Annotated in this window: 22 protein-coding genes, 1 pseudogene and 1 riboswitch; of the genes and pseudogenes, 8 read left to right on the forward strand and 15 right to left on the reverse strand. The window is 59.8% G+C overall.

Going from position 1 to position 22,888, the window contains the following annotated elements; all coding sequences use genetic code 11:
• Positions 1-56 precede the first annotated feature (56 nt).
• Both KX729_RS11975 and KX729_RS11980 read right to left on the reverse strand, forming a co-directional pair.
• Positions 57-365: an ArsR/SmtB family transcription factor gene (locus KX729_RS11975; RefSeq protein WP_219742695.1), complete on the reverse strand. Its 309-nt coding sequence runs from the start codon at positions 363-365 to the stop codon at positions 57-59.
• 266 nt (positions 366-631) lie between these two features.
• Complete coding sequence (locus tag KX729_RS11980) at positions 632-2,914, reverse strand: heavy metal translocating P-type ATPase (RefSeq protein WP_219742696.1); 2,283 nt, start codon at positions 2,912-2,914, stop codon at positions 632-634.
• 114 nt (positions 2,915-3,028) lie between these two features.
• Positions 3,029-3,125: riboswitch (TPP riboswitch) on the forward strand.
• A 45-nt stretch (positions 3,126-3,170) separates the two neighbouring features.
• Here KX729_RS11980 and thiM point away from each other — a divergent pair.
• From thiM to thiD, 3 genes are read left to right on the forward strand one after another with little or no spacing between them, the layout of a single operon-like run.
• The gene (gene thiM, locus KX729_RS11985; protein WP_219743116.1) at positions 3,171-3,980 is read left to right on the forward strand and encodes a hydroxyethylthiazole kinase; all 810 of its coding nucleotides are present in this window, start codon (positions 3,171-3,173) and stop codon (positions 3,978-3,980) included.
• On the forward strand, positions 3,977-4,612 hold the full coding sequence (thiE, locus tag KX729_RS11990) for a thiamine phosphate synthase (RefSeq protein WP_219742697.1): 636 nt from the start codon (positions 3,977-3,979) through the stop codon (positions 4,610-4,612). Before thiM ends, thiE begins: the two co-directional genes overlap by 4 nt.
• Positions 4,612-5,418 (forward strand): bifunctional hydroxymethylpyrimidine kinase/phosphomethylpyrimidine kinase, encoded by an 807-nt coding sequence (gene thiD / locus KX729_RS11995; RefSeq protein WP_281423223.1) that lies wholly within the window; start codon positions 4,612-4,614, stop codon positions 5,416-5,418. Before thiE ends, thiD begins: the two co-directional genes overlap by 1 nt.
• A 101-nt stretch (positions 5,419-5,519) precedes the next feature.
• Here thiD and KX729_RS12000 read toward each other — a convergent pair.
• Together KX729_RS12000 and KX729_RS12005 are read right to left on the reverse strand one after the other, a co-directional pair.
• Positions 5,520-6,144: pseudogene (locus tag KX729_RS12000) on the reverse strand (hypothetical protein).
• 96 nt (positions 6,145-6,240) lie between these two features.
• Entirely contained in the window at positions 6,241-7,128 is an 888-nt protein-coding gene (locus KX729_RS12005) for a LysR family transcriptional regulator (RefSeq protein ID WP_219742699.1), read from the reverse strand.
• Positions 7,129-7,247: 119 nt separating this feature from the next.
• Between KX729_RS12005 and KX729_RS12010 the strand changes: the two genes are divergently transcribed.
• Positions 7,248-8,099: an oxidoreductase gene (locus KX729_RS12010; RefSeq protein WP_219742700.1), complete on the forward strand. Its 852-nt coding sequence runs from the start codon at positions 7,248-7,250 to the stop codon at positions 8,097-8,099.
• Positions 8,100-8,146: 47 nt separating this feature from the next.
• On the opposite strand, the gene KX729_RS12015 is transcribed toward KX729_RS12010, so the two are convergent.
• From KX729_RS12015 to KX729_RS12035, 5 genes are all read right to left on the reverse strand, one after another.
• A complete protein-coding gene (locus tag KX729_RS12015; protein ID WP_246617587.1) occupies positions 8,147-10,732 on the reverse strand; it encodes a response regulator in 2,586 nt (861 codons plus the stop codon).
• A 651-nt stretch (positions 10,733-11,383) separates the two neighbouring features.
• Entirely contained in the window at positions 11,384-11,794 is a 411-nt protein-coding gene (locus tag KX729_RS12020; RefSeq protein WP_312990939.1) for a type II toxin-antitoxin system VapC family toxin, read from the reverse strand.
• A complete protein-coding gene (locus KX729_RS12025) occupies positions 11,782-12,033 on the reverse strand; it encodes a type II toxin-antitoxin system VapB family antitoxin (RefSeq protein WP_219742702.1) in 252 nt (83 codons plus the stop codon). Before KX729_RS12025 ends, KX729_RS12020 begins: the two co-directional genes overlap by 13 nt.
• A gap of 64 nt (positions 12,034-12,097) precedes the next feature.
• The gene (locus tag KX729_RS12030; RefSeq protein WP_246617562.1) at positions 12,098-12,607 is read right to left on the reverse strand and encodes an invasion associated locus B family protein; all 510 of its coding nucleotides are present in this window, start codon (positions 12,605-12,607) and stop codon (positions 12,098-12,100) included.
• Positions 12,608-12,931: 324 nt separating this feature from the next.
• A complete protein-coding gene (locus tag KX729_RS12035; RefSeq protein ID WP_219742703.1) occupies positions 12,932-14,092 on the reverse strand; it encodes an iron-containing alcohol dehydrogenase in 1,161 nt (386 codons plus the stop codon).
• Positions 14,093-14,226: 134 nt separating this feature from the next.
• On the opposite strand from KX729_RS12035, the gene KX729_RS12040 reads away from it, so the two are divergent.
• Genes KX729_RS12040 through KX729_RS12050 form a run of 3 tightly spaced genes read left to right on the forward strand, consistent with a single transcriptional unit; the run spans position 14,227 to position 16,789 of the window.
• Entirely contained in the window at positions 14,227-14,901 is a 675-nt protein-coding gene (locus KX729_RS12040) for a TetR/AcrR family transcriptional regulator (protein WP_219742704.1), read from the forward strand.
• Complete coding sequence (locus tag KX729_RS12045) at positions 14,898-15,752, forward strand: amidohydrolase family protein (protein WP_219742705.1); 855 nt, start codon at positions 14,898-14,900, stop codon at positions 15,750-15,752. The genes KX729_RS12040 and KX729_RS12045 overlap by 4 nt, the downstream gene beginning before the upstream one ends.
• 26 nt (positions 15,753-15,778) lie before the next feature.
• Complete coding sequence (locus tag KX729_RS12050; RefSeq protein WP_219742706.1) at positions 15,779-16,789, forward strand: Bug family tripartite tricarboxylate transporter substrate binding protein; 1,011 nt, start codon at positions 15,779-15,781, stop codon at positions 16,787-16,789.
• 119 nt (positions 16,790-16,908) lie between these two features.
• Here KX729_RS12050 and KX729_RS34250 read toward each other — a convergent pair whose 3' ends face one another.
• Positions 16,909-17,043: a hypothetical protein gene (locus tag KX729_RS34250; protein WP_281423221.1), complete on the reverse strand. Its 135-nt coding sequence runs from the start codon at positions 17,041-17,043 to the stop codon at positions 16,909-16,911.
• Positions 17,044-17,437: 394 nt separating this feature from the next.
• On the opposite strand from KX729_RS34250, the gene KX729_RS12055 reads away from it, so the two are divergent.
• Complete coding sequence (locus KX729_RS12055) at positions 17,438-18,337, forward strand: alpha/beta fold hydrolase (protein ID WP_219742707.1); 900 nt, start codon at positions 17,438-17,440, stop codon at positions 18,335-18,337.
• A gap of 18 nt (positions 18,338-18,355) precedes the next feature.
• Here the strand turns inward: KX729_RS12055 and KX729_RS12060 are convergent, their stop codons facing one another.
• From KX729_RS12060 to KX729_RS12080, 5 genes are all read right to left on the reverse strand, one after another.
• Entirely contained in the window at positions 18,356-19,408 is a 1,053-nt protein-coding gene (locus tag KX729_RS12060; RefSeq protein WP_219742708.1) for a DUF1963 domain-containing protein, read from the reverse strand.
• A gap of 95 nt (positions 19,409-19,503) precedes the next feature.
• Positions 19,504-20,220 (reverse strand): ABC transporter ATP-binding protein, encoded by a 717-nt coding sequence (locus KX729_RS12065; protein WP_219742709.1) that lies wholly within the window; start codon positions 20,218-20,220, stop codon positions 19,504-19,506.
• Positions 20,217-20,966, reverse strand: coding sequence for an ABC transporter ATP-binding protein (locus tag KX729_RS12070; RefSeq protein ID WP_219742710.1), 750 nt, complete (start codon positions 20,964-20,966; stop codon positions 20,217-20,219). Before KX729_RS12070 ends, KX729_RS12065 begins: the two co-directional genes overlap by 4 nt.
• Positions 20,963-22,003, reverse strand: coding sequence for a branched-chain amino acid ABC transporter permease (locus tag KX729_RS12075; RefSeq protein ID WP_219742711.1), 1,041 nt, complete (start codon positions 22,001-22,003; stop codon positions 20,963-20,965). The genes KX729_RS12070 and KX729_RS12075 overlap by 4 nt, the downstream gene beginning before the upstream one ends.
• Positions 22,000-22,857 carry a branched-chain amino acid ABC transporter permease gene (locus KX729_RS12080; protein WP_219742712.1) on the reverse strand — a complete coding sequence of 286 codons (858 nt, stop codon included), beginning with the start codon at positions 22,855-22,857 and terminating at the stop codon, positions 22,000-22,002. Before KX729_RS12080 ends, KX729_RS12075 begins: the two co-directional genes overlap by 4 nt.
• Positions 22,858-22,888 lie beyond the last annotated feature (31 nt).

Here is a 22,888-nt window from a genome sequence, read left to right on the forward strand (position 1 = left end):
TCTGCAGATCGCTACGGGATGCGCGACACTCTCGGTGAGATCGGCTGGCTCTATCTCTATACCGCCGATCTGACGCTGTTTCCGGTCTGAAATATCTCGTTAAGCGTTCCGCAAACTTTTATTACGGCTTCAGAGTTGCAGGAATAGTATATCGTCTGCGCATCACGGCGAACGCTGACAATCTTTGCGTCACGAAGCTTCTTCAGATGTTGAGATAGCGCAGATTGACTGAGGTTAACTGCTGATGCAAGGGCTGTAACAGCCCATTCCTTTTCCAAAATAAGGAAAAATACTCTAAGTCTTACTTCGTTCGCCATCAAGAGCAATAGATTTGCGGCCTGTTCGGGACAGAAATTTGGGGTCATATCTACAACATTCCTTTGTAGCCATATTTCGCCTGCACAGATATTAGGTTTACCTGACGTTTTGATGTGCCGGCTTATAGGGCCAGAACGGGTAGGTTTTTTGCGGCGCAAATCGAATTATATAATGCATTACTAATGTTTGTATTTGCTGGCAAGCTGTGTATGGCTATGGCACAGCAAAACACGCCAGCATTTGAAGCCGGCGTGTTCATGGTTTGCCAATACGTTTTTCGGGAGAACGCTCGAACGAAGGTTGCGAAGAGCGGTCAGGATATCCTCGCCTTGAGCAGCCTCAGCGCATTAATCGTCACTAGGACAGTCGCGCCCGTATCGGCAAGAATGGCCGGCCAGAGGCCGGTTACGCCGATGATCGTCGTCACGAGGAACACGGCCTTCAGGCCAAGCGCGATGGCGATGTTCTGATGGATATTGCGCATCGTCCGCTTTGAGAGCTCGATCATGGCAGAGATATCGCCGACGCTGCCATGCAGGACCGCGGCATCGGCCGTTTCCAGAGCCACGTCAGTGCCCCCGCCCATGGCGATGCCGATATCGGCCGCGGCGAGTGCCGGCGCGTCGTTGATGCCGTCGCCGACCTTTGCGACCACGAACCCCTCGCGCTTCAGTTCGCCGACAATGCGTTGCTTGTCTTCAGGCATTAGTTCCGCACGGACTTCGATGCCGAGGTCGTTGCCGATGGCCGCGGCAGTGCGGGCATTGTCGCCGGTCAGCATCACGGTTTTTACGCCGGCATCCGTCAATGCCTGCAGGCCCGCCTTTGCGTCCGGGCGCGGCTCGTCGCGCATGGCGATCGCACCGGCCAGTACGCCGCCGACGATCAGGATGGAGACAGTCTTTCCTTCATCGTTGAGGCCGGCAATACGGCGCGCATGTGCCATTGGCAAGGAGACGCGTTCGGCGGCAGCCTTGGGCGATCCAAGAAAGACATCCAGTCCTTCAACGACCGCGGTGACGCCCTTGCCGCCAAGTGCTTTTGCCTCGTTTGCAACAGGGATATCGATTTCGTCGTCGTCTGCCTTTGTGAGAATTGCCTGGGCGAGCGGATGGCTGGAACCGGTTTCCAGGGCCGCCGCAAACCGCAATACGTCATCAGCGTTGCGGCCAAAGGCAATGATATCGGTCACCTGCGGCTTGCCGGAGGTCAATGTTCCGGTCTTGTCGAGTGCCACAGCGGTAATCTTGCCGAGAGTTTCGAGCACGGCCCCGCCCTTCATCAGGAGGCCACGTCGTGCGCCGGCCGAAAGAGACGCGGCAATCGCCGCCGGTGTCGAGATAACCAGCGCACAAGGGCAGCCGATCAGCAGGATAGCCAACCCTTTATAGACCCACTCGTTCCAGGAAGCGCCGGGAACAAGCGGCGGTAGGATTGCGACGAGGGCGGCAACGGCCACGACGCTCGGGGTGTAATATCGGGAAAACCGGTCGATGAAGCGCTCGGTCGGCGCCTTCTTCTCCTGGGCCTCCTCCACCAACCGCACAACACGGGCAATCGTGTTGTCCTCGGCAGCGGCAGTCACCCGCACGCGCAGTGCCGCGTTGCCGTTGATCGTCCCGGCGAAAACCTTGTCGCCTTCGCTTTTGGCGACCGGGGTGCTTTCGCCCGTCACGGGGGCTTCATCGACCGCACTGTCTCCGGCAAGGATCACGCCGTCGGCAGAAATCCGGTCGCCGGGACGCACGAGAATGGTCGAGCCGACGGCAAGGCTGGCAGCCGGCACCTCACGCGTCTGGCCGTTCTCTTCCAGCAATGCGTTCTTCGGCACCAACGCGGTGAGGCTTTGAATGCTCTCTCGCGCCTTGCCGGCCGCCACGCCCTCCAGCAGTTCACCAACGAGGAAGAGAAAAACGACCGCTGCGGCCTCTTCCGAAGCATCGATGACGACCGCACCGACGGCAGCAATGGTCATCAGCATTTCGATCGAGAACGGCGTGCCGGCAAACGCTGCCATGATCGCGCGCCTGGCGATCGGCACGAGCCCGATCAGCATGGCGGCGGTAAAGATATAGCTGTCATAGCTTGGGATAAGATGGCCGATGCCATAGGCAATCACCAGTGCAATGCCGACAACGATGGTGAGGCGCCCCTTTGCCGACTTCCACCAGGGGCCTTCCATTGGGCGATGGTCGTGGCCGTGCAAGCCTTCCGGTTCGGCATGGCGAGAGTGATCATGTGCGCCGTGATGCCCTGAATGGCCGGGGCCGCCATCATGGTGATCGTGCTGCTTGCAGTCTGGGCCGTGTTCATGCCCATGATCGCGCTCTTGGACGTTATTCGCTGCAATGGGAAAGGGCGCGCGCCGTCCCAAAGCCCGGACCGAATATCCCAGCCCGGTTACCTTCTTTTCGACTGCCGTCAGGTCGCCCGAGCCGTCATGCGTCACCGTCATCGTGCCCGCAGCCACAGAAACCGAAACGTCTTCGATGCCCGGCATGCGGCGTACGGCGGTATCGATCTTGGTCGCGCAACTGGCGCAATCCATTCCGCCGACCTTGTAGCGGGTCTGGTTTGTCGCTGTCTGATTTGCCATGTCGCTCTCCGCGCTTTGCAACGAGTAGCCCTTCTAGGACCTCTAGCCACTAGAGCTGCAAGAGGCATTCTTGAAAAAATCGCTGGCGGTTACTCCCTTTTGTGCAGTAAACCTTTCCGCAGACAGGGGCGCCCGACGAAAGTCGGGCTGAGAAGCACCCTTTGAACCTGAACCAGATCATGCTGGCGGAGGGAGTCGTCCGGGTCTTTCACAAGGCTCCCGCGTCTGCCTTCCGCTCAACGAGGCAGACATGCAAATGCCAGACATCCTTCGACAGACACCCGGCCAGCTTCTTGCGGCAATGCGGACGAAAAACCCGCTTGTGCAGAACATCACCAATTTCGTCGCGATGAATATCGCGGCAAACGTGATGCTTGCTGCCGGAGCTTCACCCGCCATGGTGCATACGAAGGAGGAGGCCGGTGAGTTCGCTCGGATTGCTTCGGCTTTGACGATCAATATCGGCACGCTTTCGCCGGATTTTCTGGCGGGGATGATCGAAGCCGCGAAAGCCGCGGGGGAGGCAGGCAAGCCGTGGGTGCTCGACCCAGTTGCTCACTTTGCCACCAGCTACCGCCGTGCCGCCGTTGCCGAGCTCCTGGAACTGAGGCCGACAATCATCCGCGGCAATGCATCCGAAATCATCGCGCTGGCGGGCAGCCGCTCAAGTGGCCATGGCGTGGATTCCGGCGATAGCGTTATCGCGGCTGAAGGGGCAGCGATCGTGCTGGCCCAGCAGAACGTCTGCGTGGTCGCCGTCACCGGCGAAGTAGATTTTGTCACAGACGGTCGCCGTTCCGTCCGCATTCTCGGCGGCTCTGCGCTGATGCCGCGCGTGACCGCACTGGGTTGCTCGCTCACCGGAGTGACAGGCGCATTTGTTGCCACGGCGCCGGACATGCCTTTCGAGGCCACGATCGCGGCGCTTGCCATGTTTGCGGTCGTCGGCCGGCAGGTGGCCGAAAAGGCATCCGGCCCTGGCTCCTTCGCTCCGCTGTTTCTCGACCGGCTTGCCGGGCTGACGCCGGATGAGCTGGACGCCGAAGCGCGCGTGGTGTCGGCATGAAAACCTTCGATCTTTCCGTTTATCTGGTCCTCGATCCTGATCTCTGCCGCGCAATCGGCATGGTGGAAACAGCGCGGCTTGCCGTCGAAGGTGGTGTGACCATCGTGCAGTTGCGTGACAAGCAGGCATCAACTGTCCAAATGATTGAAACGGGTCGGGCGCTGAAGGCCGTGCTCGCCGGCACCGGCGTGCCGCTGATCGTCAATGACGATGTCGAGGCTGCCTTGGCCATCGGTGCGGATGGCATTCATGTCGGCCAGAGCGATCTTGCTGCTGCGGTCACTCGCGAGCGCGTCGGCAGGGGCATGATCCTCGGTCTTTCTGTCGAAACGGAAGAACTGGCTCGCCGAGTGGATCCTTCCGTGGTCGATTATGTCGGCATCGGTCCGGTCTTTGCGACAGTGACCAAACCGGATCACAAGCAGCCGATCGGCTTCGACGGGCTTGCGCGTATTGCTGCCGTTGCACCCGTACCGGCCGTGGCTATCGGCGGCGTGAAGGCCGAGCATGCAGCCCCGTCGCTTGCCGCCGGTGCAAAAGGTATCGCTGTCGTTTCCGCCATCTGCGGACAGCCGGACCCGCGGGCTGCGGCTCGTCGCATCGCTGACGAAATCGCGAAGGCACGCACATGATGATCAGAAATGTTTTATCGATCGCCGGTTCCGATCCGTCAGGCGGCGCCGGTATCCAGGCCGATCTCAAGGCGTTTTCTGCCCGCGGCACATATGGAATGGCGGTGCTGACGGCGCTGACCGCGCAAAACACGCAGGGCGTGACTGGCGTGCACACGGTACCGGCCGGCTTCGTGGCCGATCAGATCCGGGCGATCTTTGCCGATGTTCGGGTTGATGCGGTCAAGATCGGCATGATCGCCAATGCAGAGATCGCGGAGACGGTGGCCGATATGCTGCGGCCGTATCGAGACACGCTGCCGATCGTCCTTGACCCGGTGATGATGGCGAAGGGCGGTTCTCCCCTTCTGGCTCCGGATGCCATCGATGCCGTGACCCGCAAACTGATGCCGGTCGCAAGTCTCGTCACGCCCAATCTGCCGGAAGCGGCGGCCCTGCTGGGTGAAACCACAGCGACCACCCGAGAGGAAATGGCGGGACAGGCTGAAAGGCTGAAGATGCTTGGCCCAAGAGCCGTGCTGGTCAAAGGGGGGCATCTCGACGGCGATGATAGCCCCGATGTATTGGCTGCGGCCGGCGGCCTGCATTGGTTCGAAGGCCGGCGCGTGGAAACGAAAAACACCCACGGCACCGGATGCACGCTTTCCAGCGCGATTGCTGCCGAACTTGCCAAAGGGGCGGCACCACTTGAGGCCGTATCTATCGCCAAGGCCTATCTGGCAGGCGCGATCGCCGCGGCGGATACGCTGACCGTCGGTTCCGGGCATGGCCCGGTGCAGCATTTTTATGAACTCTGGAAGAGCTGATCTATGACCCTGTTCTGATAGGCTTCACGCCGCCAGCGACCGCAATCTGATCGCTGACGGTGGACTTGTTCGTTTGATCCGTAAGCCGTGCCCGGCCGACATTACATCGGCGGAACGATGCCGTTGAGGCCGACGGCGACGCGGCTTGCCGAAAGCGTACCATCCGCGGCCTTTTCCGCCGTGACGATAACGGCAGCGCCGGCAACAAGGTTCGATTGCGTGGCATTTGCAAAGGTGACGATCGGCGTGCCGGTCGGTACCGACATCTTGCGTTGCTCGCCCTTGAAGCTCAGTGTCAGTTCCTGGCCGCTGGTGCCCCGGTCGATATTCGATACCGTCGCATTGGTCATCTTGCTGTTCGGCTTCAGATCATAAGCCGAGATGCCTTCGCCTGTGCCCTTCATGGCGGCAGGGAAGATCAGCACCTCAAGAGCACCGTCTCCCCCATCGGATTTCGGAAGGGACGCGATGCCGACATAGTCGCCGGGCTTGATGTCTTCTGCCGAGGCCGTGGTGACGCCGGCGGCCCCAGTCGGATTTGAGAGCGATCTTGTCTGTTTCGCCCTCGCGGGTCTTTACGGTCAGCGTCGAGCCGTCGAAGGTATCGATCGTTCCGCGAACACGGACGCGGGTCGTATCAGCCGCCATGGCGGGCAGGGCGGTAAGCGAAGTCGCGAGGCCAAGGCCGGCGAGCGTGAAAGTCGTTATAAAAGAGCGTTTAAACATAGGGTTTTCTCCGTTCGGCCGGATGCTAGTCCCGGCCGAGCCTAGGCGCCAATCAAGGAGGTGTCACGGCTTTCGACGTCTTCGTGTTCGTCGCATTCAAGACTTTCGAATGTGATCGAGAAAGGCCCGAAGCGGGGCAGGCATCTGCCGACGGCTTGGGTAATATATGTGCAGGCCGGGATAGGGCGGACACCAGTCCTCCAGCACGCGGACAAGCCGCCCGGCCGCAATATGGCCGGCAACCTGCGCTTCGAAGACATAGGCAAGTCCTACGTCCTGCAAGGCGGCATCGACCATCAGGATCTGATCTCCCAATGTCAGCGGCCCGTCCACCTCGACGGCGAGTTCGGCCTCGTCCTTTTCGAACTCCCATGCGTAATATCGTCCACTCGCAAAGCGATAACGAATGCAGGGAAGAGCGATTAGATCACCCGGAACCTGAGGCTTAGGATATTTTTCGAAGAATGCGGGTGAGGCGATGACGGCGGAGCGCTGCCGCGGCCCGATCGGCACCGCGATCATGTCCTTGGCAACGGACTCGCCGAAACGAATACCGGCATCGAAGCCGCCGGAGACCATGTCGACGAAACCGTCATCGACAACGATCTCCACCTGGACCTCTGGGTTCTCCCGAAGAAATTCGGTGACGACAGGCAGGAGGAGCAACTGCGCGGAAATTCGCGAGGCATTGAGGCGCAACGATCCCACAGGTCGTCCGCGCAGCGCGTTGAGATCGTCAAGCGCGTCGTCGATATCGCGAAATGCCGGCTGCAGGCGATCGAACAATCGCTGGCCTGCTTCGGTCAGCGCAACGCTGCGTGTCGTCCGATTGAGAAGACGCAGCCCAAGGCGCTCCTCAATATTCCGGATCGTGTGGCTGAGCGCGGAGGGTGTTACTCCGAGTTCATCGGCTGCGCGTCGGAAACTCGCCTGACGGGCGACGACGAGAAAGCTGGACAAATCGGTCGGTTTGACATTGTTCATTACTGAAAATTACTCATCAGTTTATCAAAAAACCAGAGATTTTTTCATCAGATAATGCGGATTAGGTTTCTTTTCAGGGCAAGCCACTGGGGCATGCCATTAAAGAAAGGAATACCGTCATGAAAACGTGGTTCATTACCGGGGCGTCGCGCGGCTTTGGTGCCCTTATCGCGAAGCAGGCCCTTGAGCGTGGCGATAATGTCGTTGCAACGGCGCGAAAGCCGAAGGCAGTTATCGACGTTCTCGGCGACCGCCCGAACCTGCTGGCCGTCGCGCTCGACGTCACCGACGAGGCGCAGGCCGTTGAAGCGGCAAAGCAGGCCGTCGAGCATTTCGGCCGGATCGATATTCTGGTCAATAACGCGGGCTTCGGCGTTCTCGGTGCGACCGAAGAAATCTCCGGCCGCGAGGTCGAAGCCGTTTATCGCACCAACGTCTTTGGCCTGCTCGCCGTTACCCGTGCCGTGCTGCCGCATCTTCGCCGCCAGCGTGCTGGTCATATCATCAACATATCTTCGATCGGTGGATATCGGAGCTATATGGGCTGGGGTGTCTATGCCTCGACCAAGTTTGCGGTCGAAGGCATTTCAGAGGGGCTCGCCATGGAGGTCGAACCGCTCGGTATCAAGGTGACTATCGTCGAGCCAGGGTATTTCCGGACCGATTTCCTGGATCAGAATTCGCTGTCGACCAGCCCGACGATTATCGAGGACTATGCCGAGACGACTGGCGCTTTGCGGGAGGCGATGGTCACGATGAACCACAATCAGCCGGGCGACCCGCGACGTCTTGCCAAGGCGCTGATGGTGGTTGCCGATGCAGCCAACCCGCCACTGCGTATGCCGTTCGGATCCGATACGGTGGAGGCGATCGAAGCGAAGAATGCTTTTGTGGCCGAGGAGCTTGCCGCATGGCGGGAACTGGCCGTTTCCACCGATTTCCCGGCCGAAGCGAACGCAACTGCCGAATGACCCGATACGGAATGGCCGGGATATCCTGTTCCCGGCCATTCCGTCGATTACCTTGCTGCCCTCTGTGCCGTAATCGCCTGAAATGCGGCAGCGATTTCCTCACTGCCATAGGGTTTTTTGAGCAGGATGCCGCCTTCGATTGCTGCGTCGTCCGGAATGCGGTCGTTGCCGGTCGCGAAGACGATGCCGATATCCGGCGCGATCCTTCGCGCCTCATGCGCGAATTCGCCGCCGGAGAGGCCGGGAAGTCCAAGATCGGTAACGACGACCTCAAAACGGCGCTGCTGCATCATGACCAGCGCTTCCTCGGCCGTTGCTGCTTCTGAAACGGCATGTCCAAGCTCCGTCAGCAAATCAGCGGTGCTCATGCGGATGAGGAAATCGTCCTCTACCAGCAGAACCTCGTAGATTTGCCGTGAAGACCGGTCTTCGCCCTGAACTGCCAAAACAGGTTTGGCTGCGAGCGACGCCCGCACGCGATTGCGGTGCTGCTGGTTGTTGAGCACATGGCGTATTTTTCTGGCCAGTGCCTCGCGCGTATAAGGTTTCGAGAGAAGCTCGACGCCGGGATCGAGCCGGCCGCCATGCACGATCGAGTTTTCCGTATAGCCTGAGGTGAAGAGCACGGCGATATCAGGCAGACGTTCCCGAGCGTGGCGCGCAAGTTCGGTGCTTTTCAGCGTGCCGGGCATCACGACGTCAGTGAACAGAAGGTCGACAGGCACGCCGCTCTCGATGACGCTCAGTGCTCCCGCAGCATCCTTCGCCTTCAGGACAGCATAACCAAGGTCGCCGAGCATTTCGACGACAGTTGCCCGGACCTGCTCGTCGTCCTCCGCGACCAGAATGGTTTCGGAGCCGCCGGTGACAGGGCCGAAATCAGCATCGGTGACCAGATCTTCGCTGCGTTGAACGCGCGGGAAATAGATCTTTACCGTCGTGCCCTGGCCCACCTCGCTATAGATCTTGATGTGTCCGCCAGACTGCTTGACGAAACCATAGACCATGGAGAGGCCAAGGCCTGTGCCCTTGCCAACCGGTTTGGTCGAGAAGAATGGCTCGAACACCTGTTCGATCACATCCGTCGGCATGCCGGTACCGGTATCGGTCACAGCGAGCATGACGTATTGGCCGGCGGGAACGTCGGCGTGCTGGCGCACGTAGTTGTCGTCGAGAAACGCGTTACCGGCTTCGATCGTCAGCTTGCCGCCACCTTCCATCGCGTCGCGGGCGTTGATGGCGAGGTTGAGAAGAGCGTTTTCGATCTGGGTCGGATCGACCAGTACATTCCACAATCCACCGGAGCGGATCGTTTCGATTTCGATGTCTTCGCCGAGCGTGCGTCGCAGCAACTCTTCCATGCCCGTCAGGAAGCGGCCGATATTGACGACTTTCGGTTCCAGCGGCTGGCGGCGGCCAAAAGCGAGCAACTGGCTTGCGAGCTTCGACCCTCGCTGCACGCCTGCCAGTGCATTATCGACGCGGCGGCTGGCACGCGGATTGACCGAGACATCCTTGGCAAGCAGCTGCAGATTGCCGGAAATGACCTGCAGCAGGTTGTTGAAGTCATGCGCAACACCACCTGTCAGCTGGCCGAGCGCTTCCATTTTCTGGGACTGGCGGAGGGCTTCCTCCGTTTTCATGCGCTCGGAGATTTCGGTGCCAATACGCTGCTCCAGCCCGGCATTCAGTGTCTGCAGGGCTTCTTCCGCACGTTGGCGTTCGCCGATCTCGTTTTCTGCGGATCGGAAAAGCCGGGCGTTGTCGATGGCGATTGCTACCTGGCCAGCCGCACCGACCACCAGCCGTTCATGCTCCTCGCGGAACTGGCCGGGCTGCGCATGGCCGAAGAAAAGACCGCCGATGACCTCGCCGGAGCGCGACGTTACAGGCACGGCGAGATAGCTGCGCACGGGAAGATGTCCGGCCGGCATGCCGAAATGCGGTTCGCTCTTGCCATAACGCGGATCGACCAGAATGTCGTTCGAGCGGATCACGCCGTGGCCGGCAAAAGTCGGTGAAAACACTGCCGTATTGCGGGGCATCGGAAAGTTTTCGAAAGCGGAGCGTGGAACGCCTGAGAGTGCGTAGAGCATATAGCTCTCGCCCGCATCGTTTTCGACATTGTAGAAGAACGCGCCGAACTGGGCGCCCGTCAGCTCTACCCCGGCATCGGTGGTCATCTGTACCACCTTTTCGAGATCGAGTTCTGCCGAGAGATCGGCACCCAGCCGGTTCAGCACTTCGAGATGTCGCGTTTCCTTCAGGAGCGCGAGCTCGGCGCGCTTCTGGTCGGTGACGTCGTTACCTTGGATAAAGATGCCAGCTGTGCGCCGGGCTTCATCGAAGATCGGCTGAAAGATATAATCGACGAAGCGCTCTTCCGGGGGAAGGCCGGGGCGGCGGGCAAGCAATACCGGCGTGGCTTGTCCGACATAGGACTCGCCTCCGGTGCGGACCCCGTCAAGGATGTCGGCAAAGCCCTGCTCCACGACTTCAGGAAGTGCTTCGCGTATCGAGCGCCCGACCAGGTCGCGCCTGCCGACGAGGCGCATATAGGCGCCATTGGCCATCTCGAACACATGATCGGGGCCGCTGACCATGGCCATGAAGCCAGGCGCCTGCTCGAACATCTGGCCCAGCCGTTCGCGTTCACCCTGCAGGCGCCGTTCCGCGCGCACCTTGGCGGTGTTCTCGACGACGATCGCCATCACGCCGAAAGCCTGGCCGGCCTCGTTATAAACGGGCGAATAATAGAGGTTCATAAAGGCCGAATCCGGCACGCCGGAACGGTCGAGGATCATTTCCTGATCGTAGTAATCGAGAGTGCCGCCCGCGAAGCAGACCTTCATGACATTGTCGTTGAAGTCGGCGACTTCGGGCCAGCCTTCACGGACCTTGGAACCCAAAATGCCCGGATGACGCCGCCCGGCAAATTCCGAATAGGCGTCGTTGTAAATCATCACGCCGTCATCAAGCCACAGCGAAACGATCGGCACCGGCGATTGCAGCATCAGCGAGATCGAGGTTTTCAAGCTTTGCTGCCAGCCGCCAATCGGGCCAAGCGAAGTCGCCGCCCAATCAAAGGTCGCAATGAGACGCGCCATTTCGCCGGAATGAGAAAGAAAGGCGGTCTCGGCAGTCGGATTATTCATCATCGGGCTTTCGGCGGCGACAAGCTCATGTATGCCGTCTTACATGAGAACATTCACCTGGGACAGCCGTTTTTGACAATCGTCAACTAGGGCGCTGCCGCAAAAAAGCCATAGGTGAGGGTGGGTATTTTATCGGTTGGCAAAGTCCGTATGGGCGAAATCATTGCCCTTGTAGAGCAGGGGCAGGCCGCGGTTTTTCGCACAGGCATAAGAGAGGCAATCGGCGAGGTTGAGCTGTGCCGGATGGCCCCGGCCCTTGCCGAAATGGCGGAACGCCTGAACGGCAATCCGGCCATCAGCTTCTTCGATCGGGATGATGGCGACATTGCTATCTGCGAGGAAATCCAAGATCAGCCGCTCGGTTGCCAGCGGGTCCGCAATTCGACGGGTCGATAGAACCATCGTGGCCTCAAGTACGACCAGAGGACTGGTCACGAGCGTCTCAGCCTCCTGCATACGCCTGGAAAATTCGGGGCCGTCGACCTCTGACGCAAGGATGGCCACGATAGCCGATGTGTCGATGAACACTAGTGCCCCCACATTTCATCGATTTCATCCTTGCTCATCACCCTGCCTTCGCCTTGGCCTAGAGCTTGGAAACGGGCCGCGAAATCTGAGTGCCGTTCAGCCAAAGGTGTTTTTGTGGCCCGCTGTTTCTCAAGGCGCTGCATTTTCTCCTCAAGCGCCTCCACAACAGCTTCGGTCATCGTGATATTCAATTCTGCTGCCAGCTGCTCGGCAAGCTTGCGAGCACGGGGATCGCGTATCTGCAAGTTCATGGTCTTGGCCTCCATATTGTCATGACAGATAACATGCCTGTCATGACAAAGCGAGGAAAACGGCTCAGTTGCAACTGCCGGCTTGATCGAGTGCGGCGGTGATGCCCGAAAGGGAGAAGGTATAGCTCGTTTCGGTGCCGCGTTGGGATGTCGCCTGCAGCGTCATGTTGCTGCCGGACTTCATGGCGTTGATCATGGCCGCATCGCTGCTTGCCTCTGCCGTCCAGCCAGAATTGCCCTTCGGCATCATGATGAAGTTCCGGCCATCGATGGTGACGACCATCTGCGAACCGCTTCTGAGATCATAGCCCATTATCGCCTGGGGATAATACCCGGAGCCGGAGGGGTTGGGCGCGACGAGAAAATAGTTGTCGCCATGGCTGACTTCTGCAGGCCTTGCCTGTTGCGGGGTTGTGAGCACATAGCAGTTTGTCGCGCCGCTCGCCTTGTAGGAATAGAGACCCCAGTCGTTGAACTTGCGTACCATTGCCGGACTTGGGCTCGGCTGAGCAAGGGCTGGAACGGTCAATGCGGATAGAGTGAAAACGGACAGGGCTAAAAGCTTGGTGGACAATCTTGCCTCCTAGGTCAGAACTGGCGAGGGAGTGCGGCCGTCAAACCGGCCACGAAGATAGTCCCATTGGAAAATTTGCCGGTTACGGTAAAGTTAATTCGAAACACATTTGCGTCGGAACGGGACACCGGTCGGACCGAAATGAGGCGGTGCCGTGAACCGTTGTGAGCGCCTTCGGCTTGTCCTATCGGGCGAATGACGCTTCCGATACCGTCACGCTCACAGGTCGGTCACAATCATGTCAGGTTGCCGTAATTGTGGTCATGAAGCGTCGTTGACGCCGATTTTCGATCTCTTATTCGATCGGGTAAGTGCTGCGCCGTTTCACCACGCAGTGCGATAGATGGCGAGTGCATCTGCTTCCGACAGCTCGCGCGGGTTGTTGACCAGCAGCCGTTGCTGCTTCATCGCATCGGCAGCAAGTTTCGGCAGGGCGCTTTCCGGAATGCCGACATCGCGTAAACGCAGAGGCAGGCCGAGCCTAGCGGCGAGTGCGGCCAGTTCATCGATGAACGCTGCTGTTAAAGCCTGGCTTCCGCCATTGCCTGCCAGATGCGGAAACGTATCCGCCGCGATTTCCGTATAGAGCTGCCCGGCGAAAGGAGCATTGAAACGCAGCACATGCGGCAGGACCAGAGCATTGGAAAGCCCGTGCGGCACGTGAAATGTGCCGCCGATCGGGTAGGCAAGAGCGTGGACGGCTGCAACAGGGGAATTGGCGAAAGCCTGCCCCGCCAGCATGGAACCGAGCAGCATGGAGCCGCGTGCTTCGATATTGCCACCATCGGATACCACCGTCTCGATATTCGCACCGAGCAGCTGAAGCGCCTGTTTTGCCAGCATTTTCGAGAGCGGATTGTTGTTGGCGTTTTTCGAGGCATAGGCCTCGATCGCGTGTACCATCGCATCTATGCCGGTCGCTGCCGTGATGGCTGGAGGCAGGCCGATCGTCAGCTCGGGATCGAGCAGGGCAATGTCCGGAAGGTTGAATGGCGATGATATCCCGCGCTTTTCCTCCTCGCCGACGGTGATGATCGAAATGGGCGTCACTTCCGACCCGGTGCCGGCGGTTGTCGGAATGAGGACCAATGGCAGGCGAGGGCCTTTCGCATTGCCAATACCCCAAATGGTTTCGATGTCTTCATCGGATTCGATCAGCAGCGCCGCCAGCTTTGCCACGTCGAGCGATGAACCACCGCCGAAACCGACGACACCCGTTGCACCTGCTGCCCGGCCTGCCTCGACCGCTTTCTCGAGCGTTGCAAGAGACGGATCTGCTTCGACCTCCGCATAGACGGTTGTCTTGATGCCGGCGTCCTGAAGCGAAGCCAGCGCGGCATCGGCAAGCCCGAGTTTCCGAAGGCCGGGGTCGGTGACGAATAACACGGAGGGACCAAGCTTTGCGCTGGCGTGTTTTGCCAATTCTCTTGCAGCACCAGCCCGAAAGATCACTGAAGGTGTTGTATTGAATACGAAATCCTGCATACGCGGCCGGCCTCCCTCGGATGGATGTGAATTACATTCTTGGGCCGCTTGAGTGATTTCTGCAAACCGCGGTTGACTCACAGGATCAATTTGTACATTTGTACAAATAGTAATAACAATTGAACATACATCCTATGCGACCGAGCATCCGCGAAGCCCTGCTGAAAAACGCCGTCACCCTGTTTGCGGGCCGCGGTTATCACGCCGTGTCCCTGCGCGACATCGCCAAGGCCGCGGAAGCCAATGTCGGTAGCCTCACCTATCATTTCGGCTCCAAGGCCAACCTTCTCAAGGAAATATACGAACGGCATACCCAGCCGATGAATGCGCGCCGTCGCGAGTTGCTCGGCGAGGCGCGCCGCATCAGCAATCCGGACGAGCGCCTGATGGCGATCATCCGGGCCTATATCGTGCCGGCTTTCATCTCGTCTTCGGAAAGTGATGGTGGCGGTGCCGAATTCACGCGCATGCGTGCCGTTCTCTCCGCAGAGGGCAATCCGGATGCGCAGGCGATCATCGCCGATGCCTTCGATGAGACCAGCCGGGCCTTCATCGAGGCCATTGCCGAATGCGTGCCCGGCGCTTCGCGCGAAGGGCTTGTCTGGCGCAGCCAGTTTCTGCTCGGCGGGCTTTATTACGCCCTTATCAATCCGGAACGGGTCAGCCGCCTTTCCGGCGGCGCGGTCAATGGTGAAGACCGAGAAGCAGCCGTCGGCCAGCTGGTGGAGGCGAGCTACGCCAGTTTCAGAAGCCTTGCTGCCGATACCGGGGCTGCCGCTGACATGATCAAACAGGAAAAGACAGCATGAACGATCAGAGCCCCACCCATCGCCGCAAGCCGGCTTTCGTCCTGCCGGCCGGCAGTTGCGATGCCCATTGCCATGTCTTTGGTCCGGGCAGCGTCTTTCCTTATGCGCCGAGCCGCCGCTATACGCCTGAAGACGCGCCGAAGGAGGCTCTTGCTGCTCTGCATGAGCGTCTCGGTATTGATCGGGCGGTGATCGTCCAGGCGAGCTGCCATGGCACCGATAACCGCGCCATGCTGGATGCGATCGCCTGGCGTCCGCAGAACTATCGCGGCGTCGCAGTGGTAGACGATACGTTCGACGATCGCGCCTTCCAGGAGCTCGATGACGGCGGCGTCAGAGGTGTTCGTTTCAACTTCGTCCGGCATCTCGGCGGCGCGCCGGATATGGACGCGTTCAACCGCGTCATCGATCGCATCAGGGGGCGCGGTTGGCATGTGGTCCTGCATTTCGACGCGGCGGATATCATGCCAATGGCGGATATCGTGCGCGGTTTGCCGCTTCCATTCGTCATCGACCATATGGGGCGAATAGACACCAAGCTTGGCACAGACCAGCCGGCCTTTCAGACATTGCTCGATCTGGCCCGGCTCGAAAACGGCTGGGTCAAGGTTTGTGGTTCGGAGCGCATTTCCAGCTTTCCGTTTGATGCGGCGGTTCCGTTTGCGCGAGCGCTCGTCGAAACGAGCCCTGAACGGACGCTTTGGGGCACGGATTTCCCGCATCCCAACCTGAAAGAACCGGTAGATGAGGCCGATCTGGTCGATCTCGTCGCCCGTTTTTCGCTGACGGCGGAAGAGCAGCAATGCCTGCTCGTGAAAAATCCTGCCCGTCTCTACGGTTTCAACAATTAGTCATAACTCTCAAGGAGGAGGAGAACATGAGGTTCAACATATTTAAGGCGGCGGGCCCCATCCGCCGTCGGGGAGCGCTTGTGGCTTCGGTCGCCATCGCTTTGGCGCTCGCTTTACCGGGTGCCGCCGGCGCGCAGGACAAATATCCGTCACGCGATATCACCCTCGTCCTGCCGTTCGGACCGGGCGGCATTGCCGATATCACTGCCCGTGTCGTGGCCGACTCTCTCGGTAAGAAACTGGGCCGGCAGATCGTCATAATGAACCAGCCGGGCGCCGGTGGCGCCACTGCGGCGCGTGCTGCACTGAATGCTGAAGCGGACGGCTATACTCTGGCTCTCTTCTCCAATGGCACGGCAATCAGCGTGCCGCTGTTCAAGAAGCTGCAGTTTGATCCGGTCAAGGAATTCGTGCCGGTCTCGAGCCTTGCCTATTTCGATTTCGTCTTCGTCACCAAGGCTGGCGGCAAGTTCAAAACGCTGAAGGACGTGCTGGAGGCCGCCAAGGCCAAGCCCGGCGCACTGAATGTCGGTACGATCAATGTCGGCAGCACGCAGAACCTTGCGGCAGAACTGTTCAAATCGGCCTCGGGCGTCGATTTCACCATCGTGCCTTACAAGGCGACGCCGGATCTGCAGGTGGCCCTGCTCGGTGGCGAACTCGATGTCATTGTTGACAGTCAGACGGCCCTCAATGCTGCGCTACAGCAGAACCAGGCGATTGCGATTGCCGCGTCAGGCCCGGTTCGCTCCAGCCTGCTGCCGAATGTGCCGACCGCCACGGAGGCCGGCGTCAAGGATTTTGACGTAACATCGTGGAATGCGATCTTTGCGCCCAAGGGTACACCGCCGGAAGCAATCAAGGTGTTGAACGCCGCGCTTGTCGAGGTCCTGGCCGATCCGGCGCTCAAGAAGCGCTTTGCCGATCTTGGCGTCGAGGCGCGTTCCAGCACGCCTGAGGAAATCGGCAAGCGACTGGCCGACGACATCACCAAGTGGTCGGCGGTGATTGAGAAGGCCGGAATTCCAAAGCAGTAAGGACGCAATCAAAGGAAAGACGGGCGGCGGGTAACTGCCGCCTGTTGTGAGGCGCGCCTATCATGGCGCAGCTTTGCTGCCGAGGATTATCGGACCCTTCACAGAGGCGGCGGTCAATCTTATTCTTCGAACTTATAGTCCTGGAGTTCGCGAATATTCTCCGAAAGATTGGTCATTGCGCGGCCGATACTGTCGGCGAACAGATGCCAGACAGAACTGGTGACCGATGAAGTGGTGTTCAGAACTTTTGCCATATCTCTCTCCTTGAGGAGGCCTTGCCCGTTCTACAGTCAGAGATTAGGCGCAAAAGTCTAAATTTCTGAGAATAACGAGCCTTATCGAAGAGATAATTGCGTAAATCATCTTGTCTGCGAATTGTTCGGCTAACTTGACATCTGTCAGCTGGCTGACGGCGTTGCTGTGCTGCAGCAAATAAATATTGCAGCGCGAGGAGTAATTTGCGACGCAGCAATGATAATATGAGATGAGTTCGAGTATCCGGTGCCTGCCGGCCTCAGGTTGGCACCTTTCATCGTCATATGGTTTTGAGTTTGAATGTGATACCCGGAGGCTGGAAATTTTACCCGACATTTCGGAAGTCATTTTTATGATTGCGCGTCCAGATTTCAGCCCTTGTGGTGTTCGGCCATGAATATCGCAGATGTGAACGGCATACAGATCGCCCATGAAGCCTTTGGACGAGAAGGTGATCCGGCAATTCTCCTGATTGCCGGTTTCGGCACGCAGATGATCCGCTGGACCGATCCGTTCTGCATCGAGCTCGCATCGCGCGGATATCGCGTCATCCGTTTCGACAATCGTGATGCCGGCCTATCGACTCATCTTGCACAACTGGTGCCGCCGGATTTCGGTGCCTTGGTTGCTACTCTCATGTCCGGGCAGCGGCCGGAAGTGCCCTATACGCTCGACGACATGGCGGCGGATGCGGTCGGTCTCCTCGATGCGTTGTCGATCGATCGCGCTCACGTGGTCGGCCGCTCGATGGGCGGGATGATCGCCCAGATCATGACGAGCGAATACCCTGACCGGATCCTGTCGCTGACATCCATCATGTCGAGCACCGGCAATCCGGCGCTGCCGCAAGCCGGGCCGGATGTCATGGGCCTGATGATGCGGCCTTCCCCCGATCCGCGCGACGACGAGATGGGCTTTCTGGCAAGCAGCCTCGCCTTCGCCCGCCGCATCGCCGGCCCGGGGTTTGCCTTCGACGAGGAGGCGCATCGCGCGCTCGTCCTGGAAGAGGCGAGGCGGGCTTATGACCCCGCAGGCACGGCCCGCCAGATCGCCGCTATGGCGGTCGCCGGCGACCGCCGCGCGCGGCTTGTAACGATTACCGCGCCGACACTCGTCATCCACGGGAAGGACGATCCGTTGATCCTGCCAACCTGCGGGGAGGATACGGCTTCGTCAATTTCAGGCGCCGAACTTATGCTGGTCGAGGGAATGGGGCACGATTTGCCGGCCGCCCTTTATGGTAGGGTTATCGACACCATCGATCGAACGGCGCAACGCGGCGCCATCGCCTGAAGCCGGTGCGGCCCCGGTTTACGTCTGCTGATAGACTGCGACGACGCGGCTGAAGTCGCGCTTTTCGAGATCGCTCCTGCGGATGAGGAAATAGACGGTTCCTTCGCCATTCTCCTGCATCCACTTGGGAATGTCGATCTGCAACAGCAACTGCCAGTCCCGGGCCTTCTTGAAAACTGCCGCCCGGTTTTTCTGCCATTCGTCGCGCGATAAATGCTGCTTGCCGAATTCGGTTACGACAACCGCATCGTAACGCGGGTCGTCCTGCACGGGTACCGGCGCTCCTAGAAGCTGGTTCGGTGGATTGCCGTCCGGCAGGTCATAAAAAAGTTCATCATAGGCCATCTTGAACTCTTCGTCGTCGGAATTCTCCGACGACGAGGCCGTATAAGTGGTAGCCAGCGCGCCTGTCGTCTCGAATTCGAGGCTGAACGGCGGCAAAAGTTGTAAAGCGGTCTTGGGCGCTACGGGCTGGGTGGGGCCGCCATAGGGCGTTCCGGGCTCTGGCGCATTCGTGTCGCGTGTTTCCGGACCCTGGCCATATCGGGCATGGATTTCGTTCATTTCCCTACGATGATCGGTGGTTGCGGCCCTCAGATCGTCCGGCATCTCTTGTCCGATAAGCGTCTCGGCAGGACTTTCGTCCCAAATCACCCGCGCCGACTCAGCACCCGTGTCGTAAGGGCCTGCTATCAGGTCATAGAAGAACAGCAACCGGCCGTGATCCGGCAAGGGAACTGCGACCGATCCGAGTGCGCCGGCCTCGGCAAGATCGACTTGCACGAAAAACGCATAGGGCATGCCTGCTGCGAGGTGAGCTTTGACTTCGACGGCAGCCTCGGCATTACCGCGATTGGCGATCTCGTCCAGATTGGACGGCAATGGGCGGCGCGGCCATGCCATGCCCGGCGGCAGATCGGGCGCCCCGCCGATGCGGCTTCCACCCTTTCTGTCCACATCCTTCCGCGAAAACGAGATGACCGGCTTTAGGCTAGCCACCAGCATATCGACCTGATCGGCATCAACGCGTTCCTCGATGAACTCGCGTGCTTCCAACGGCGTATCGAACATCAAATCCCTCGTATCATATCGGACATGAGGGATTTATTGTGGCGGCGGCGGGAGGCAAGGGCCGTCTGACTTGCCGGGCGGGGCGAGCAAGCGGCCTAATGCCGCGCACCTTTCTCCACCGTCAGGTGCTGGCCGATGATGCTTTCGTCCGCCAAAAGATCGGCACTCGCGCCCTGCCAGACCACGGCACCGCGATCGAGGATGACGGCATCGTCGGTGAGCGGCAGGACCTTCTTGGCCTTTTGCTCGATGATGATCGCCGACATGCCTTCGCCCTGGGTGATCCGCTGGATGGCGATCAGCAGTTCATCGACGATAATGGGCGCAAGGCCCTCGGTCGGCTCGTCGAGCAGCAACAGCTTCGGATTGACCATCAGAGCGCGGCCGACGGCCAGCATCTGCTGTTCGCCGCCGGAAAGCTGGTTGCCGAGGTTCTTGCGGCGTTCCTTGAGGCGCGGGAACATGCCGTAGACGCGCTCGACGGTCCACACACCCGGGCGGGCGATGGCGGTGAGGTTTTCCTCCACCGTCAGCGATTTGAATATGTTGCGCTCCTGCGGCACCCAGCCGATGCCGGACGCGGCGCGGCGGTCGGGGCGAAGCTTGGTCACGTCCTTGCCCATCAGGTGGATCGAGCCCGAATGGTGGGTGGTGACGCCGGCGAGCGTATTGACGAAGGTCGTCTTGCCCGTGCCATTGCGGCCGAGCAATGCCAGCGTGCGGCCTTCCGGAATGGTCAGGCTGATGCCGGCCAGCACGCTTGCCTCGCCATAACCGGCCACCAGTTTCTCGGTCTGCAATACCGGGGTCATGCATTTTCTCCGAGATAGACGGCTTTGACACGCGGGTCGGTGGAGATTTCCGCCACCGTGCCTTCGACGAAGAGCGCACCGGCGACGAGGACCGAGATGCGGTTGGCGAAGGAGAAGACGAGATCCATGTCGTGCTCGATCAGCAGCACCGTCACGTCTGCAGGCAGGTCGGAAACGATCTGCAGAACTTCATGCCTTTCATCTTCCGGCACGCCGGCGGCCGGTTCGTCGAGCAGCAGCACGCGGGGCTTGGCGGCAAAGGCAACGGCGATTTCCAGCAGGCGCTGCTTGCCATAGGGGAGGATCACCGTGCGCTCGCCCATTGCGGATGCGAGGCCGAAGCGGGCGAGCAGAGCGGCCGCTTCATTGACGATCTGGTCGTAACCTGCGACGGACTTCCAGAGATTGTGGCCGACGCCCTCCCGCTCGGCGATCGCCAGCGCCACGGTTTCCAGCGGCGTGAAATCGTTGAACAGCTGGTTGATCTGGAAGGTGCGGGTCAGGCCGCGTTTGACGCGCTTGAAGGCGGCGAGCGAGGTAATGTCCTCGCCTTCCAGGAAGACCTGACCTTCGGAGGGCGGCAGGACGCCGGTCAGGAGGTTGATCAGCGTCGTTTTGCCGGCGCCATTCGGGCCGATCAGCGCGTGGCGGGCACCGCGTTCTACCTTGATGCTGACATCGTTGGTGGCAAGGAAGGCACCGAAGCGGCGCTTCAGGTTTTTGGTTTCGAGAACGATTTCGCTCATTGCCCGTCCTCCTTCTTCGAGAAGCGTTCCGGCAGGTATTCCACCCAGCGGGCCAGCCGCTCGCGGCCGATCAGCACCAGGATGACCAGCAGCATGCCGATATAGAACATCCAGTATTGCGGGGTGATCACCGACAGCCAGTCCTTGATCAGCGTGAAGAACACCGCGCCGAAAATACCGCCATAAAGATAACCGGTACCGCCGATGACGAGCACGAGCAGCACGTCGGCCGAACGGTGGAAGGCGAGCACGTCGGGTGAGACGAAGCTGGTGGTCTGGGTAAGCAGCGCACCCGCCACACCGGCGAAGACTGCAGCGATCGTGTAGACCGTAACGATACGCTTTCGGGCCGGCACGGCGATCATCGCGGAACGCATCGCATTGCCCTTGATCGCCTTCAGCGACATGCCGAAAGGCGAGAAGGCGATGCGGCGCATGATCATCGTCGAGACGAACAGCACGGCGATGCAGTAGACGTAACCCACTTTGCCGAACAGGTCGAATTCGAAGAGGCCGAGAACAGGCCCCGGCGAGAAGCCGGAGAGGCCATCTGCGCCGCCGGTCAGCCAGGCCATCTGGTTTGCCACTTCTGCCATCATCAGGCCGATGCCGAGCGTCGTCATCAGGCGCGTCAGGTCCGAGCCGCGCAGGATGAGGAAGCTGGTCAACAAGCCGAGCACGCCGGAAACTATGCCGGCAACAATCAGGCCCGTCACCGGTTCGGCGACGAAATGCATGGCCATCAGGCCGGCGACATAGGCTCCGAGGCCAAAAAAGGCGGTGTGGCCGAGCGAGACGATGCCGGCAAAACCGAGCACCAGATCGAGCGAGACGGCAAACAGCGCCAGGATGGCGATTTCCGTCAGGATCAGCATTTTCGACGGCAGCACGAAATAGGCGGCGATCGCAGCGATCCAGACGATGATCTCGAAGAAGCGAATCCGGCTGCGGCGTTTCATTAGCTTGGCGGCGCGAGCCTCTGCAGTGGCGGTGGAAGAGGGGGCCGTCACGTTGGTATCCTGTTGAACTGCACTCATCGTCCGCCCCTCGTGAAAAGTCCGTTCGGACGCAGGATCAGCATGATGATCATCAGGCCGTAGATGACGAAGGGACCGATCGCCGGCACGTAATATTTGCCCGCCACGTCGGCGATGCCGAGCAGCATGGCGGCAAGGAACGGGCCGGAAACGGTCGACGTGCCGCCGACCGAAACGACGATCAGGAAGTAGATCATGAACTTCAACGGAAAATTCGGGTCGAGGCCGAGGATTTCCGCACCCATCGCACCGCCGAGACCGGCAAGGCCGGAGCCGAAGGCGAATGTCAGCGCGAAGACGACCGGCACATTGATCCCCAGACCTATGGCGACGCGGCGGTCATCGACCGCAGCACGCAGCCGGCTGCCGAACCGGGTTTTTGACAGGATGAGCTGCAGGACGACAGCGAGTATCGCGCAGAGGATGATCGTGAACAGCCGGTAGCGGCCGACGCCGACGCCGAACACATCCATCCGGCCGGAAAGCTCCGGCGGCAGATTGATCAGCTGCTGCTGGCCGCCCATGAAATAGTCAGTCGCGGCGATCGCCATGAAGACGATGCCGATCGAGAACAGGACCTGGTCCAGATGCGGCGCCTGATAAAGCCACTGATAAAGCGTGCGCTCAAGAATAAGGCCGATTGCAGCCGACACAAGGAAGGCCGCCGGCAGACACCAGTAGAACGAGATGCCGTAACGGTTCATCATGATGACGGTGACATACCCGCCGGCCATCGCGAAGGCGCCATGCGCCAGGTTGATGAAGTTCATCAGGCCGAGCGTCACCGTCAGCCCGCAGGCCAGGATGAACAGCAACATGCCGTAAGCTATGCCGTCGAAGAGGATGGTCAGCATGCGTGGTCTTCTCTAGGGCCTGAGTTTCAAG

Source organism: Neorhizobium populisoli, from assembly GCF_019430945.1.
GTDB lineage: Bacteria > Pseudomonadota > Alphaproteobacteria > Rhizobiales > Rhizobiaceae > Neorhizobium > Neorhizobium populisoli.

Excerpts from the sequence above, each read along its gene's own strand:
- KX729_RS11975 (WP_219742695.1), bottom strand. The coding sequence starts at position 365 with ATGACCCCAAATTTCTGTCCCGAACAGGCCGCAAATCTATTGCTCTTG.
- KX729_RS11980 (WP_219742696.1), bottom strand. The coding sequence starts at position 2,914 with ATGGCAAATCAGACAGCGACAAACCAGACCCGCTACAAGGTCGGCGGA.
- thiM (WP_219743116.1), top strand. The coding sequence starts at position 3,171 with ATGCCAGACATCCTTCGACAGACACCCGGCCAGCTTCTTGCGGCAATG.
- thiE (WP_219742697.1), top strand. The coding sequence starts at position 3,977 with ATGAAAACCTTCGATCTTTCCGTTTATCTGGTCCTCGATCCTGATCTC.
- thiD (WP_281423223.1), top strand. The coding sequence starts at position 4,612 with ATGATCAGAAATGTTTTATCGATCGCCGGTTCCGATCCGTCAGGCGGC.
- KX729_RS12005 (WP_219742699.1), bottom strand. The coding sequence starts at position 7,128 with ATGAACAATGTCAAACCGACCGATTTGTCCAGCTTTCTCGTCGTCGCC.
- KX729_RS12010 (WP_219742700.1), top strand. The coding sequence starts at position 7,248 with ATGAAAACGTGGTTCATTACCGGGGCGTCGCGCGGCTTTGGTGCCCTT.
- KX729_RS12015 (WP_246617587.1), bottom strand. The coding sequence starts at position 10,732 with ATGTTCGAGCAGGCGCCTGGCTTCATGGCCATGGTCAGCGGCCCCGAT.
- KX729_RS12025 (WP_219742702.1), bottom strand. The coding sequence starts at position 12,033 with ATGAACTTGCAGATACGCGATCCCCGTGCTCGCAAGCTTGCCGAGCAG.
- KX729_RS12035 (WP_219742703.1), bottom strand. The coding sequence starts at position 14,092 with ATGCAGGATTTCGTATTCAATACAACACCTTCAGTGATCTTTCGGGCT.
- KX729_RS12040 (WP_219742704.1), top strand. The coding sequence starts at position 14,227 with ATGCGACCGAGCATCCGCGAAGCCCTGCTGAAAAACGCCGTCACCCTG.
- KX729_RS12045 (WP_219742705.1), top strand. The coding sequence starts at position 14,898 with ATGAACGATCAGAGCCCCACCCATCGCCGCAAGCCGGCTTTCGTCCTG.
- KX729_RS12050 (WP_219742706.1), top strand. The coding sequence starts at position 15,779 with ATGAGGTTCAACATATTTAAGGCGGCGGGCCCCATCCGCCGTCGGGGA.
- KX729_RS34250 (WP_281423221.1), bottom strand. The coding sequence starts at position 17,043 with ATGGCAAAAGTTCTGAACACCACTTCATCGGTCACCAGTTCTGTCTGG.
- KX729_RS12055 (WP_219742707.1), top strand. The coding sequence starts at position 17,438 with ATGAATATCGCAGATGTGAACGGCATACAGATCGCCCATGAAGCCTTT.
- KX729_RS12060 (WP_219742708.1), bottom strand. The coding sequence starts at position 19,408 with ATGTTCGATACGCCGTTGGAAGCACGCGAGTTCATCGAGGAACGCGTT.
- KX729_RS12065 (WP_219742709.1), bottom strand. The coding sequence starts at position 20,220 with ATGACCCCGGTATTGCAGACCGAGAAACTGGTGGCCGGTTATGGCGAG.
- KX729_RS12070 (WP_219742710.1), bottom strand. The coding sequence starts at position 20,966 with ATGAGCGAAATCGTTCTCGAAACCAAAAACCTGAAGCGCCGCTTCGGT.
- KX729_RS12075 (WP_219742711.1), bottom strand. The coding sequence starts at position 22,003 with ATGAGTGCAGTTCAACAGGATACCAACGTGACGGCCCCCTCTTCCACC.
- KX729_RS12080 (WP_219742712.1), bottom strand. The coding sequence starts at position 22,857 with ATGCTGACCATCCTCTTCGACGGCATAGCTTACGGCATGTTGCTGTTC.